We start from the raw sequence: 13,875 nt of genomic DNA, 5'->3' as shown, positions 1-13,875 counted from the left end.
GAAGACTATGCTAGATCAGTGATGAAGTGACTTTCAAGACCTCATCTGCCGTGGTAACACCTTCGATGATCTTATATGCGCCTGCAATGCGCAAGGGTTTCATGTCATCCTTGATGCTTTGTGAACGCAGGGCGTGGATATCGGCACTTTCAGTGATCAATTTGCTGAAGGGCAGAGTGACCGTCAGCAATTCGTATAAACCGGTACGTCCCATGAAACCAGTCTGGCGGCACTCGGGGCAACCGACAGGTTTATAAATTTTCTCCGGTTTGCTGATACCCCAGCCTTCGGTCAGGGTATCCCAGACGGCATCCTGCAACTCACCTTCAGGCGACTTGCAATGGATGCACAGGGTTCTGACCAGACGCTGGGCCAGGATGCCGATGATAGTTGCTTCCAGTAAATAATAAGGAACGCCCAGTTCCAGCAGACGCATGATGGCTGAAGGTGCGTCATTGGTATGCAGAGTGGACAAGACCAAATGGCCCGTCAGTGCGGCCTGTATGGCCATTTCGGCGGTTGGCAAGTCACGTATCTCACCCACCATGATAATGTCAGGATCCTGACGCATGAGGGCGCGTATACCATCGGCAAAGCTCAGGTCGATGGACGACTGTACCTGCATCTGGTTGAACGAGCCTTCTACCATCTCGATAGGGTCTTCGACGGTGCAGACATTCACGTCCGGTGTGGCGAGAGCCTTCAAAGTGGTGTACAGGGTGGTGGTTTTACCGGAACCGGTAGGCCCTGTCACCAGGATAATACCGTGTGGCTTACTGGTCAGATGATCCCAGCGCTTGGCGTCATTCAGTGGGAAACCCAGTTCTGGCAGGGTTTTGACGACGACTTCAGGATCAAAAATACGCATGACCATTTTTTCGCCAAACACCGTGGGCAGGGTGGACAGACGTAATTCGACTTCCTGGCCTTCACTGGTACGGGTTTTGATACGACCGTCCTGGGGGCGACGTTTTTCGATCACGTCCATGCGGCCCAGCAATTTGATACGGGCTGTCATGGCGATCATGATGGTGGCCGGTACCTGATACACCTGGTGCAAGACACCGTCAATACGGAAGCGGATGACAGAAATATCTCGTTTAGGTTCCAGATGGATATCGGAAGCGCGCTGATCAAAGGCAAATTGCCACAGCCAGTCAACAATATTGACAATATGCTGGTCATTCGCATCAACCTGCTTGTTGGTCTTGCCGATTTCTATGAGTTGTTCAAAGTTTTGGCGTAAATTGGCGTCATTCTTATTCGATTTACGCGCATCCTTGATGGATTTGGCCAAGGAGAAAAACTGGACGATGTATTGTGAAATTTCCAGTGGGTTCGCCAGCACCAGGCGAATTTCCTTGCGGCTGAATTTCAGTATTTCATCTTGCCATTCAGTATTGAATGGTTCAGTCGTTGCGACTACGACAGTGTTGCTTGTTGATTCTACCGGCAGTATGTTGAAGCGGGTTGCGTAGGATGCAGACATGACATCAGATACGCTGGTGAAATCAATCTTCAAGGGATCAATGCGATAGAAAGGCACGTTCACCTTGCCTGCTACCCATTCTGTCAACCAGTCCAGCGTCAGCAAAATATGCGGGGAAATGGCCGAATGCAGCCTGGCCTGTGCCACTGCCGTCAAGGGATGCATGCTGGCTGGGCCATTTTTCAACAAGCCCTGGGTCGCGTGGAACTGGGTCTTGGCTTCATCTTTGAGGATGATGCCGTCAGCCATCAACCAGGTGAAAATTTGTTGCAGATTCAGACTGCGGTGTGCGGGTTTATTCATACTGTATGGCCGTTTCCATCAATTTATTTTGGAATTGTTTTGCATCGCAGGCTACTTTGAGCCCGCTTTTAGTCCGTTTACCCAGGATTTTGCTGGCAATTTGGTACTGGCTCTGATCTGTTCAGCTTTCTCGTACAGGTCAGGGAAATTCAATTCAGGTTTGCGCTTGAAGGCAAGTGCAACAACGTTGCCATCATGGACTTCCGGCAGGCATAGCACGGTGTCAAAGGTAAAGCGCATGGCTTTAAGGTTGCGTGCATAGCTGGGGTGGTCACCAAACAGGTTGACTGTCAGTATGCCTTCATCGTTCAGGCAATTTGCGCAGGCTTGATAAAATTCTGCACTGTCGAGTACTGGCCCACGTGCGGTAGCATCGTATAAATCCACCTGCAGAGCATCGAAATGGCCATGATTATTGTCATCATTGACAAAATCCAGTGCATCCATTTCCAGCACTTGCAGGCGATCATCATTGGCTGGCAATTTGAACATGCTTTCGCAAATGGCAATGACTGAGGGATTGAGCTCTACAGCTGTTACTGATGCCTCTTCGAACTGGCGGTAACAGAATTTGGTCAATGCACCGGTCCCTAGTCCCAACTGCGCCAGGTGTTGTGGTGCATCAATGAACAGCATCCAGGCCATCATCTGTTGCGCGTATTCGAGTTCAATGGCATCTGGTTTGCGCAGGCGCATGGCACCTTGTACCCATTCGGTACCAAAATGCAAAAAGCGCACTCCATCCATTTCAGACAGGGTTACTGGAGCAAATTTGGGTTTGCGGTTGGCTTTCTTGGGCGCCGCTGCCGTGGGGCCAGACCGGTAGTTGGCCTCGGCTTCTATGGATTTTCGTTTGATTAGCATCCGCTTATTTTAACCTCCATAGTGTTTATGGAAAGCAAATTTACATCATTCATACAAGTTGTAATAAATTTTGACTGAAAAAGCTGCAAATTTTGCTTTTTCCTGCCATGCCGGACACGGCAGCGATGTCGTGGCGCTATAGCTTAATGTTACTGATGAAATGAATTTCAGGGAGCGGCAGGCCCTAGCTCGGCTTGCCATTCCCTTAGTTTTTCTTCAAAACTGCGCATCGTATAAGCAGGTGAAGATGAGGGAAGTATCGCCGTCAGATAGCCACGCTCCTTGAAGTAAGCCGCCATTTTGCCTGCCGTCTGACCATTGAAACAAAGCTTGCGCAATTGGGGGTGGCTTGCTTGCAAACCATTGAAATCATTCAGCTTGCCTTCACGTATTGCTGAATCCAGGCTGCCTGCGCGTACACAGGAATGAAATACATCCCACAAACCTATACCATGCGCCAGCAAGCCTTGCAGGCGTTGTTCATACTCCAGACTGACCAGGTCTGTGCCCAGAGAGGCAGAAACCAGACGCCAGAACTGGTTTTGCTTGAATGCATAGTATTGCGTTGCATCTAGTGAAGCAACGCCGGGGAAGCTACCCAGTATCAATGTGTGGGTATCCCCATTCACTACTGGTGGAAAGCCTTGTAGTAAAAGAGATTGGGAAGGCGAGGTCAGGGAAGAAGCTTTCATTCGATTTATATTTGGTCAGGTCTCAATATTATAAGCAGTAGCCTTTGGTGTGCAGTACGGTCTCGCATGCTTCTTTTATCTTGTGATAGAAACCTGTCGTAAGACATTAGCAAGACAATAGTGAGACATTAGTGAGACATTCTGCTGCAAAACTTTGTGACAAAATTCATTATGACTGGCGACCGGCATTGTCTGGTCGTTTTTGCATTCATGAACTATTCTTGAAGTAGGGAAAAATCTTGCAGTACTTGCTATAGTAGAATGAAACAGGAGGTGGAAAATGAAATTGACTTTTAGCACAGTGTTTTTGGCTATTGTAATGACCGCGCAGGTACAAGCAGGTGAAGTGAAGGTCACCTGGCAGGAGCCTGAAAAGTTTACTGATATTCGCCCCGGTAATGAGTCCAAATCAGGGTTCCAGGCTCGCATGATCAAGGAACTTGACCTGATATTTGCAGACCTGGCAAAAAAATTGCCCGACGCTTATCAATGGGATGTGACAGTCACCGATGTTGACCTTGCTGGCGATGTACGTCCATTTTTCCGTAATACTGTCGATGACATACGTGTCATCAAGGATTTATACTGGCCGCGCATGACTTTCAGTTTTGACTTGAAAGACGAAAAAGGTAAAAGCGTTGCCTCAGGTACGGAAAATGTCAAGGATATGAACTTCCTCATGCGCTCGGGTCTGGCCACTGGCAATTCCAGCTTTCGCTATGAAGAACAGATGTTGCGTGACTGGTTTGCCAAACAGCAGCGTGACAAGATTTTCCCTTCGCGCTGAGCTTGTTACATAAAAAAAACGGACTCAATATTGAGTCCGTTTTTCATTGCGCAGGGATGAGAGAGCTTATTGACTCATTTGCTTACTTTTACTTACTCAGCAACATCTCATTAAGACGTTTCACAAAAGCGCTAGGGTCGCTGAGATGGCCGCCTTCCGCCAGCAGAGCCTGGTCAAACAAGATGTGTGACCAATCATTGAACTTGGCCTCTTCATATTTGAGTTTCTGTACCAAAGGATGGTCAGGGTTGACTTCCAGGATAGGCTTGGATTCAGGCGCGCTTTGACCCGCAGCCTTCAACATGCGTGCCAGGTTACCAGACAAATCATGTTCATCAGCCACCAGGCAGGCTGGGGAATCAGTCAGACGGAAAGTCACGCGTACATCCTTGGCTTTATCTGCCAGGGCTGTTTTCATTTTCTCGACCAGGTCCTTGAACTCGGTCTGCGTTTCTTCATGTTGTTTCTTTTCTGTTTCATCTTCCAGTTGGCCCAGGTCCAGGCCTCCTTTGGCGACAGATGCCAGTTCCTTGCCTTCAAAGTCGTTCAGGAAGGACAGCATCCATTCATCGACGCGGTCGGTCAGCAGCAGAACTTCAACGCCTTTTTTGCGGAAGATTTCCAGGTGCGGGCTGTTTTTGGCAGTCGCATAGCTTTCTGCCGTGACATAGTAAATCTTGTCCTGACCTTCTTTGGCGCGACTCAGGTAATCTGCCAGCGACACGTTCTGTACATCGCTGTCATTGTGGGTAGAGGCAAAGCGCAATAGCTTGGCGATACGTTCCTTGTTGGCATTGTCTTCACCGACGCCTTCTTTCAACACCTGGCCAAATTCTTTCCAGAATGTGGTGTACTTGTCTTGCTTCTCTTTAGCGTCGTCACCGTCAGCATTTGCCAAATCTTCCAGCATGCCCAGCACGCGCTTGGTCGAGCCCTCGCGGATAGCCTTGATGTCGCGGCTTTCCTGCAGTATTTCGCGCGAGACATTCAAAGGCAGGTCGTTGGAGTCAATAACACCTTTGACAAAGCGCAGGTAGACCGGCATCAGTTGTTCTGCATCATCCATGATGAAGACACGTTTGACATACAGCTTGATGCCACCGCGCTTATTGCGGTCCCACATGTCAAATGGCGCGCGTGCCGGGATGTACAGCAATTGCGTGTATTCGCTACGGCCTTCAACACGGTTATGCGTATGTGTCAGCGGCGCTGTGTAATCATGCGAGACATGTTTGTAGAATTCATCGTATTGCTCAGGCGTGATCTCGGACTTGCTGCGCGCCCACAAGGCACTGGCCTGGTTGATGGTTTCCAGTTCATCTTTCAAGACCTGTTCTTTTTTCTCTTCATCCCATTCTTCTTTCTGCATTTTGATAGGCAGGGAGATATGGTCGGAATAAGTGCGGATGACGGATTTGAGCTTCCATGCCGACAGGAACTCATCTTCACCTTCGCGCAGGTGCAGGGTGATGCTGGTGCCGCGACCTTCCTTGACGATATCTTCGACGCTGAAGTCGCCCGCACCTTCAGATTCCCAGCGTACAGCCTGGTCTGCTGGCAGACCGGCGCGACGGGTTTCTACGGTGATGCGGTCGGCAACGATAAAGCCGGAGTAAAAACCAACACCAAACTGGCCTATCATGGCCGCGTCTTTTTGCTGGTCGCCAGACAATTTGCCAAAGAATTCCTTGGTGCCGGATTTGGCGATGGTGCCCAGATGTTCTATGGTATCTGCCTTGCTCATGCCTATGCCGTTGTCGGCGATGGTGATGGTGCGGGCCTCTTTGTTGAAGCTGACCTGGATTTGCAACTCAGGATTGTTTTCAAGCAGGCTGGCATTGTTGATGGCTTCAAAGCGCAGTTTGTCTGATGCATCAGAAGCATTCGAGATCAGTTCGCGCAAAAATATTTCCTTGTTTGAATACAAGGAATGGATCATCAATTGCAAGAGTTGTTTGACTTCGGCCTGAAAGCCCAAGGTTTGCTTTTCTGACATGGTTTCCCTCAAAGATTTTTTAGTGACAATGGCAATAATTGCCTGCTGCTGTTTTTGTAACATTGTTTGCAGCATTGCTTGAGCAGGGAAGGTGAGGCCGCTTTGTTGGATTTCAAGATGATTGTTTAAAAAACATGTAAATAGTGTATTTTTATCACTGGCGTTTAGGGATATTTGTAATTTTTGCAAAAGATCACTAAACTTGGCTATATCAATACACATTCAATACATAATTACCAGTGCGATTTTTGATCGTTCGCGGTAAGGAGTGGCAACAATGTTACTTAATGTAGCAGCTTCGGTAGCGCGTTCGCTCTGTGTTTTTCTTTTTTGCACTCATGTGCCTGCTTTACATGCAGCCAATCTCTATCTGACGGAGGTAGCTCCTTTTGCGTTCGTCAAAGATGCCAAGGGTGGCTACGATGGTATTAATGTGCGTATCGCCAATGAATTAAGCAGGCGTTCAGGGGTCGTTCTGGACCTCGTGGTGGTACCCAGTGCCCGCCATGTAGTGATGTTTCCTGCAGATAAAGAAGCCTATAGCATTTCCCAGGCTGAAAATTTTACAAACCAGGAAGGCAGTTTTTTATCCGAGGTGACGCAGTTCCCTATTGTGGTGGTCGCGCAGCGTGGTGCCGCGCTGAGGAATTATGATGATCTGATTGCCCTGTCCATGGAAAAAGGCATAGGCATGATGCGTCGCTTAAGTTACGGTACTTTTGGTCAGGATGAGCGGGTCAGAAAGGTAGAAATCAATACCCTGGAAAATGGCCTGCGCATGCTGGAGGCCGGGCGTATCTCGGGTATCGTCGGTAGCCAGCCAGCTATTCTGGCTGCGGCAGAAAGAAATGCATCAACACACTTATTGGGGCCTAGCCTGATTATTTCTTATGGTTCTCATGTCATGCGCGTCAGACCAGAATTTGCTTCAAGCCCGACTTCAAAAACCATCAATGCGACTTTGCTGTCGATGAAAAATGACGGCAGCATTGCGCGCATACTTGATGATTTTTTAAAAGACCTCAAGGCGGGTTTGTCGCCGGCAAAATAGCATGCCGACAAAGTTCTCGCTATCCGTGAGATGAGTTCTGCTTTCCCTGTCACCTGATTTCGGGCTTTTGTCACAAGCCAGTTCTGCGATAGTCTTGCCCACTTTACAATCTCCCCGTTATCTAAAAACTTCTGCTTGCCGTATGGCTGGCAGTACTCCCCCGCTTATATTTCCTCTCCATGCCCAAGTCTGTCTCAAGAATTAAATCTGTATCGTCTGACGCGTCACACCAAGCATTCATGAAATCCAGTATGAACTGTGTTGGAGCCTCGCTTTTATTTTTCAGTGCTGCATTGCATGCTGCTGATGTGCCCGCCAAGAGTGGCGAAGGAGTACAAACTGTGGAAGTTGCAGGGCCGGGGGCAACTGCGCAAAGAAAGAACGACACTGCCGCGAAAATCACCATTAATGCTGCTGAGCTATTGCAGTACGGGGACACGCAATTGTCGGCCGTATTAAAGCGCCAGCCAGGTGTATCCGTCGTGGGCAATGAATTACGGATGCGCGGCCTGGGATCTGGTTATACCCAGATTTTATTGAATGGCGACGCAGTAGCGCCTGGGTTTTCCATAGACAGTATTGCACCTGAGTTGATAGAGCGCGTGGAAATCCTGCGTACGACGACGGCAGAATTCAGCGCGCAGGCGGTGGCAGGTACCATTAATATCATCCTGAAAAAAGGCGTGAGCAGTGCCAGGAAAGAATTCAAATTCGGCATAGCGCATGGCGAAAATAACTGGAATCCCTCATTGGCTCTGGAGCTTGCTGACAAGAACGCCGGGCTTTCTTATTCCGTCGTCGCTACACTCTCAAAAACTGGCTATGAAAATATATCAAAGGTGACAGAGAGCATTGATGATGCAACAGGAGAACTCAAAGCCCTGCGCATCATGCAGCAAAGGAATATCGCAAACGTCTGGCGCTTCGGACTCAGCCCGCGATTGAACTGGACCATGGAGAATGGTGATACGCTGAGTTGGCAGAGTTTCTTTGACTACTACGGTAATTTGAATTGGGGTAGTGATCACGAAACGACAGTGGTCGGAGGGGCTACGCAATACCCGGATAACAATTACCGCACCTCTATGCATACAGCCATTTTGCGGACAGATCTGAACTGGGCGCACAGGATAGATGCCGATAGCAAACTGAATGCGAAGCTGGGCCTGAATTATAATCATCGCGAGGCAGATTACAATTTCTTTGGTTATCCTTTACCGCAGGATCAGCCTTTCAATCGCCATGTGGTATCGAATGCTGCCGAAAGCAGTGCCAGTAGCAACGGTAAATACCTGAGTCGCTTTCGCGAAGATCATAGCCTTGCCCTGGGATGGGACGCGACGCTGACGCAGCGTAGTGAAGCCCGTCTGCAATTTGACCGTCGGACAAATACCAATACCATAGACCCGCTGGCAGAGGACTATAAAGCCAATGTGCGCCGCGTTGCCTTGTTTGCGCAAGATGAATGGGATATGACTAACAGGTTGCAAGCTTATCTGGGCTTGCGCTGGGAAGGTTTGAATACCGAAACCACCGGTCGCCTGATGGCAGCAGTGCAGACTAGGTCCAGTGTCTGGAGCCCGGTCATGCAATTACTGTGGAAGTTGCCGGGGCTGGAAAAAGATCAATTGCGCTTTGCCTTGTCACGTACTTATAAGGCACCGACCCCGCGTAGCCTGGTGCCGCGCCGCTACACAGCAAATAATGACAATGGTCCGAATAATCCTGACTTTCAGGGTAACCCGCAACTCCTGCCAGAGCTGGCCTGGGGTGCCGATCTGGCTTATGAATCTTACTTTGCCAAAAACAGCATGTTCAGCCTGTCAGCGTATGCCAAACGTGTGCAGGATGTGACTGTGCAAAACCTGTATGAGAAAAATGGCGTCTGGATTACGACACCCTATAACCACGGCACAGCCAAAGTGATGGGAATAGAGTTTGATGCAAAAATAGCATTGCAGAATTTGCTGGTTGCTGCGCCACCGGTAGAAGTACGCCTGAATGCAGCACGCAATTGGTCAAGGCTGGATGCCATACCAGGGCCGGACAACCGCCTTACAGACCAGGTTCCCCTGACTGCTAATCTGGGTATGGACTACAAGCGCAGTGAGCAACAATCATTTGGTTTCAATTTTAATTTACAGACTGGTGGTACTGTGCAAGTCACGTCTGGTTTGCGTAGCTTTACTGGCGTCAGCCGTAATCTTGATTTGTATGCTCTGTGGAAGCTGGAAAATAAAGTGCAGTTGAGACTGTCGCTAAATAATCTCTTGCATCAGGATGTGCTGCAGGCTTCACAATTCAGTGACCAGGAGGGACGCAAGTTGCGTAGCTCTGTCACACCTGGTAGCGCGACGATACGTCTGCAGTTTGAAAAGAGTTTATAGATTCATTGGGGGGGGACTGCTCCCCAATGTTTGTCTGGTACCTGTTACTTGGTGCCCACACCCTTGAATTTTTCCGGATCAAAATCGGCTATATCAATTTTGCCGAAATGTTTAGGTGGTGTGTAAGTCTTTTCTTTGGCTTTTTCCGGATCGCTGGTATGGAAGGAAGATTCAGACACTTTCACCAACTGCCATGTATCATCCTTGCGCGAGTAATTGAATTGATATTCATTCGCCCAGCGCCAGGCACTGCCACCGTAGTGGGACACGGTAAAACTTTTCTTGTTGGCCGTCAGGTCGGCAAACGGATCGCCCATCATGCCGCCGCAAGTTGAACATAGAACGATTCTTTCATTGGTCTTGACCAGTTTTAATTTACCGTCGGCCTGGCGTATGGCGATATGCAGGGGGCGCTGTCCTTGTTCAATATCTTCATCCCCGGCGTTTTTCTTTTGTTTTTCCAGGATGAAGACATAGTCAGTCTTATCATCACCGTTCAGGTCAGCGCTGACAAAGGCCAGCAATTTGGTATTGGCTGCGATGAGGGGGCGCAAATCTGCGGGAATATCTTTGCCTTCTATGTAGGTGCCAGCCTGGCCGAGTCCCGGCACTATCATCATGCTGGCGATGGCTACGAATTTTTTGGACAGACTGATATTTTGCATTGCAATCCTTTTGAAAGAAAAACAGGGGAAACAATTGTTTCCCCTGAGTAGTCTTAGATGTTGAATAGTATGGTTTATGACAGCTTCTTGATTTGCATGCCTTCGGCCTTGTCTTCTACTTCATAGCCTAATGCATGCAGCTCGCCACGCAAGCGATCTGCCTCGGCCCAGTTCTTGGCCTTGCGCGCAGCCTGACGTTGTTCCGCCAGGGTTTGCACTTCTGCTGGGATGGCCAGCACGGCAGGTTGCCATTGTGCCAGACCCAGGCCAAATACTCTGTCGAACTCTGTCAGCGTGGCTTTTTTGTCGGCGTCAGGCAAATCGGCTTTCAGCATTTCCCACACCAGTGCCAGGGCACGCGGCACGTTCAAGTCTTCATTGATGAAGGTAGTGAATTTCTCGCGGTATTCTGCACTGACATCGCCACCTGCTGGCCATGCATGATAGGTCTCGCGCAGGCGTTGCAAGGCTGTCTGTGCGGACAGCAGGGCTTCAAAGCTGAATTGCATCTGGCTGCGGTAATGCGCAGTCAGGCACAGGTAGCGATATGCCAGCGGATCAATATTCTGATCGAGCAAAGTTTGCAGGCGCAGGAATTCGCCAGTCGATTTGGACATCTTGCCCGAATCGATTTGCAGGAAATAACCATGCATCCAGAAGTTGGCCAGACGGGTGCCATGGCAAGCCTGGTTTTGCGCGATCTCATTGCTATGGTGGATAGCGATATGGTCTTCACCACCGCAATGGATATCAAACCATGGCGTCAGGTATTTGGCTGACATGGCCGAGCATTCTATATGCCAGCCAGGGAAACCACGGCCCCATGGACTGTCCCATTCCATCTGGCGATGTTCATCGGGTGGACTGAATTTCCATAGCGCGAAGTCAGTCGCATGCAGTTTTTCACCGAGTTCAACGCGGCTGCCAGCCTTGATGGCATCGCGCTTGATACGTGCCAGGAAACCATAGTCATCCTGCTTGCTGGTATCAAAATAAATGCCATCACTGGTGCGATAGGTATAGCCATTTTTTTCTATGGCAGCGATAAAATCGATTTGCTCAGCAATATGGTCGGTAGCCTTGCACCAGATGGCGGGTTCCAGGATATGCAGTTTTTGCAAATCATCCTTGAAGGCCGCAGTAAAACGGTCAGCAATCTGCCAAGCTGATTCGCCAGCTTTGCGGCTGCCTTTTTCCATCTTGTCTTCACCATCATCTCCATCGGACACCAGATGGCCGACGTCAGTAATGTTGATGACATGGCGTACGGTATAACCATTCCATTCCAGGGCACGGCGCAGCAGATCCTCAAACAGATATGTGCGCAGGTTGCCGATATGGGCATAGTCATACACGGTAGGTCCGCAGCAGTACAGGCCCACCCAGTCTTTGTTCAGGGGGCTGAAAGGGCGCAGGCGGCGTTCCCAGTTATCGTAGAGAAGTATGTCCATTTGTTGTGAAAATAGCTAAGTGTGAATGTGATCGTTGGTGAAAGCAGGTACTCAGGGCGGGCAGACAGGGGTAAGCCTTCTGCATGCAGTTTTGCAGACTCAACAACAGCTTGAGTTGAAAACTTGTGTTTGCGCGGACGCAGACATGCCAGACACAGACGTTTCGCCTATGCAATCTTTAACATGTTGTTGGTCCAAGTGGGGCATATAATTAAGTCTGACTGGTTCCGTTAGCACAGAATTTAAGAAGTTCAGCGTGAGAATGTAGCATACATATGCACTTTTGATCAAAATTGAACTGTCTCGAATTGTCTGTTCACGAACCAAACAGGCAAAACAAGATGTGGCTGAAAATAAAGCGGTGCAAAAATGCAAACGAATTATAAAGACGTCAGCGAAGAAAACTATCGTTCCCAGTACATCAAACAGGACAGGGCACAAGTCCGCCGTGTCGTGCGCATCATGCTATGGGCATTCCTGCCGCTGGCACTGGTCGATGTGTTATTCCATGAATTTAACATTCCGCTGGCTATCTTGCTGGTCATGCGTCTGGCCGGTTTCTCCTATTCCCTGTGGTTGATACGGCAATATGGCAGGGAAGAAAATGTGCCAAAACTAGACCGTTATGCCATGCACTGGATAGTCATGGTCTTGCTGATACAGTTCATCAGCAATGCCTGTCTGCCGCGCGATTATCTGGGGCATTACATGGTTGATGCCTGGTTGGTGTTGATGGCGTTCATTTCTTTGCCCCTGGCTTTGAATGTCTTGCGTGTACCTTTATATTTGTTTGTCGCCGCATCCTGTTTACTTTTGCTCTATAAGCAATCAGGTACTTTTTCCCAGGCGGCCAGCGTATTGCTGGTCTTGCCCGCAGTCGCCATCACTGGTCACGCCATTGCAGCCTATGTGCACAGATATAGACGCAAGCTGTTAAGCGCGGAGCAAGAGCTGGAAAGACAGGCGAATATCGACCCTGTTACCGGCGTCGCCAACTGGAAAGAATTCATGCGCATCTCTGATACTGAGCTGCAACGTCACCAGCGTCTGGGCAAGCAATTGTCGATGCTGGTACTTGACCTGGATGACTTCAAACATATCAACGATACACATGGACCACAGGTGGGTGATGTGATCCTGGTTGAAGTCAGCCGCCGGGTGAAACGTGCGATGCGTGCCTATGATTGCATTGCCCGCTTTAGCGGCGAAGAATTTTGCGTGCTCTTGCCAGAAGCATCTGCGGAAGATGCCAATAAAATTGCCGACCGTACCCGCGCCACTGTGATTGCCATGCCTATTTCAGTATCAGGCAAGGAAATGAAAGTCAGTGCTTCTGTACGCACTGCTACCTTGCGTGAAGGGGATACTGCGCTGTCACTTTTGCGCAGGGCGGGCGAGGGTTCAGGCAGGCCTGAGCAAGAAGTGCAGCAAAATGTTAATCTCATGCCTGTGCCAGTGTAGATGGCGGAGCTCAGTAAAGGACTGCTGGGCAATCTACTGAGCAAGATAAGGGTAGAGAAAAATGAGTTTTTATGGCGTAACCGATTTGTGGACTTATGTACTTGGTGCTTTGGGCATCATCTTGTTGCCTGGGCCTAATTCCCTGTATGTATTGGCGGTTGCTACCGCACGTGGTGTGCGTGAGGGTTATAAGGGTGCGGCTGGGATATTTGTCGGCGACAGTATTTTGTTGATGCTGACGGCTCTCGGTGCTGCAGGTATCTTACGGACTTATCCGGCCTTGTTCATGGTGGTCAAATATGCTGGCGCAGCTTACCTGGCCTGGGTAGGTGTCAATCTGATCTGGGCTGCCATACAAAAATGGCGCAACAAGACAGCGACTGTGGCAGAAACGCAAGCGACCGCGATTAATATGCAAAACCCTTTCAAGCGTGCCCTGATCATCAGCTTGCTCAACCCGAAAGCGATCCTGTTCCTGCTGTCTTTCTTCGTGCAATTCATAGACCCCAACTACCCGACTCCAGCAGTACCTTTTCTGATACTCAGTGCTGTGGTGATGGTATTCAGTACCACGTATCTGTCGGTATTGATCTTCCTTGGTTCCCGTCTGGCGCGCAGCTTTAGCCAGCGCCGCCGTTTGTCTGCCAGTTTGTCGAGTGGTGTGGGCAGCATGTTTGTCTGGTTTGGTGTCAAGCTGGCCAATGCCAGCTTGCATTAATCGATCCGCTG

Annotated in this window: 11 protein-coding genes; 5 read left to right on the top strand and 6 right to left on the bottom strand. The window is 49.4% G+C overall.

Annotated elements, in window-relative coordinates:
* Positions 1-10 precede the first annotated feature (10 nt).
* The 3 genes from tfpB to AC07OI_RS19880 all read right to left on the bottom strand — a co-directional run bounded on the left by tfpB (position 11) and on the right by AC07OI_RS19880 (position 3,348).
* Positions 11-1,792 (bottom strand): type IV pilus assembly ATPase TfpB, encoded by a 1,782-nt coding sequence (gene tfpB, locus AC07OI_RS19890; RefSeq protein ID WP_492706767.1) that lies wholly within the window; start codon positions 1,790-1,792, stop codon positions 11-13.
* Positions 1,793-1,843: 51 nt separating this feature from the next.
* Positions 1,844-2,656 (bottom strand): spermine/spermidine synthase domain-containing protein, encoded by an 813-nt coding sequence (locus AC07OI_RS19885; protein WP_495258454.1) that lies wholly within the window; start codon positions 2,654-2,656, stop codon positions 1,844-1,846.
* Between the two features lie 167 nt (positions 2,657-2,823).
* Positions 2,824-3,348 carry a DNA-deoxyinosine glycosylase gene (locus tag AC07OI_RS19880; protein WP_495258453.1) on the bottom strand — a complete coding sequence of 175 codons (525 nt, stop codon included), beginning with the start codon at positions 3,346-3,348 and terminating at the stop codon, positions 2,824-2,826.
* Positions 3,349-3,628: 280 nt separating this feature from the next.
* Between AC07OI_RS19880 and AC07OI_RS19875 the strand changes: the two genes are divergently transcribed.
* Positions 3,629-4,135: a DUF3016 domain-containing protein gene (locus AC07OI_RS19875; protein ID WP_492706773.1), complete on the top strand. Its 507-nt coding sequence runs from the start codon at positions 3,629-3,631 to the stop codon at positions 4,133-4,135.
* 88 nt (positions 4,136-4,223) lie between these two features.
* Here the strand turns inward: AC07OI_RS19875 and htpG are convergent, their stop codons facing one another.
* Positions 4,224-6,131, bottom strand: coding sequence for a molecular chaperone HtpG (gene htpG / locus AC07OI_RS19870; RefSeq protein WP_495258452.1), 1,908 nt, complete (start codon positions 6,129-6,131; stop codon positions 4,224-4,226).
* Between the two features lie 277 nt (positions 6,132-6,408).
* On the opposite strand from htpG, the gene AC07OI_RS19865 reads away from it, so the two are divergent.
* Entirely contained in the window at positions 6,409-7,182 is a 774-nt protein-coding gene (locus tag AC07OI_RS19865; protein WP_495258451.1) for a substrate-binding periplasmic protein, read from the top strand.
* A gap of 251 nt (positions 7,183-7,433) precedes the next feature.
* A complete protein-coding gene (locus AC07OI_RS19860) occupies positions 7,434-9,569 on the top strand; it encodes a TonB-dependent receptor plug domain-containing protein (RefSeq protein WP_495258450.1) in 2,136 nt (711 codons plus the stop codon).
* Between the two features lie 44 nt (positions 9,570-9,613).
* Here AC07OI_RS19860 and AC07OI_RS19855 read toward each other — a convergent pair whose 3' ends face one another.
* A complete protein-coding gene (locus AC07OI_RS19855) occupies positions 9,614-10,234 on the bottom strand; it encodes a hypothetical protein (protein ID WP_495258449.1) in 621 nt (206 codons plus the stop codon).
* 74 nt (positions 10,235-10,308) lie between these two features.
* Entirely contained in the window at positions 10,309-11,685 is a 1,377-nt protein-coding gene (cysS, locus tag AC07OI_RS19850) for a cysteine--tRNA ligase (RefSeq protein ID WP_495258448.1), read from the bottom strand.
* 369 nt (positions 11,686-12,054) lie between these two features.
* Between cysS and AC07OI_RS19845 the strand changes: the two genes are divergently transcribed.
* Together AC07OI_RS19845 and leuE are read left to right on the top strand one after the other, a co-directional pair.
* Positions 12,055-13,146, top strand: coding sequence for a GGDEF domain-containing protein (locus AC07OI_RS19845; protein ID WP_495258447.1), 1,092 nt, complete (start codon positions 12,055-12,057; stop codon positions 13,144-13,146).
* A 61-nt stretch (positions 13,147-13,207) separates the two neighbouring features.
* Positions 13,208-13,864 carry a leucine efflux protein LeuE gene (gene leuE / locus AC07OI_RS19840; protein ID WP_495258446.1) on the top strand — a complete coding sequence of 219 codons (657 nt, stop codon included), beginning with the start codon at positions 13,208-13,210 and terminating at the stop codon, positions 13,862-13,864.
* Positions 13,865-13,875 lie beyond the last annotated feature (11 nt).

It is taken from the genome of Undibacterium sp. GW821-FHT07F11, assembly GCF_059418665.1.
This window is presented reverse-complemented; position numbering and strand designations above follow the sequence as displayed.

Excerpts from the sequence above, each read along its gene's own strand:
- tfpB (WP_492706767.1), bottom strand. The coding sequence starts at position 1,792 with ATGAATAAACCCGCACACCGCAGTCTGAATCTGCAACAAATTTTCACC.
- AC07OI_RS19885 (WP_495258454.1), bottom strand. The coding sequence starts at position 2,656 with ATGCTAATCAAACGAAAATCCATAGAAGCCGAGGCCAACTACCGGTCT.
- AC07OI_RS19880 (WP_495258453.1), bottom strand. The coding sequence starts at position 3,348 with ATGAAAGCTTCTTCCCTGACCTCGCCTTCCCAATCTCTTTTACTACAA.
- AC07OI_RS19875 (WP_492706773.1), top strand. The coding sequence starts at position 3,629 with ATGAAATTGACTTTTAGCACAGTGTTTTTGGCTATTGTAATGACCGCG.
- htpG (WP_495258452.1), bottom strand. The coding sequence starts at position 6,131 with ATGTCAGAAAAGCAAACCTTGGGCTTTCAGGCCGAAGTCAAACAACTC.
- AC07OI_RS19865 (WP_495258451.1), top strand. The coding sequence starts at position 6,409 with ATGTTACTTAATGTAGCAGCTTCGGTAGCGCGTTCGCTCTGTGTTTTT.
- AC07OI_RS19860 (WP_495258450.1), top strand. The coding sequence starts at position 7,434 with ATGAACTGTGTTGGAGCCTCGCTTTTATTTTTCAGTGCTGCATTGCAT.
- AC07OI_RS19855 (WP_495258449.1), bottom strand. The coding sequence starts at position 10,234 with ATGCAAAATATCAGTCTGTCCAAAAAATTCGTAGCCATCGCCAGCATG.
- cysS (WP_495258448.1), bottom strand. The coding sequence starts at position 11,685 with ATGGACATACTTCTCTACGATAACTGGGAACGCCGCCTGCGCCCTTTC.
- AC07OI_RS19845 (WP_495258447.1), top strand. The coding sequence starts at position 12,055 with ATGCAAACGAATTATAAAGACGTCAGCGAAGAAAACTATCGTTCCCAG.
- leuE (WP_495258446.1), top strand. The coding sequence starts at position 13,208 with ATGAGTTTTTATGGCGTAACCGATTTGTGGACTTATGTACTTGGTGCT.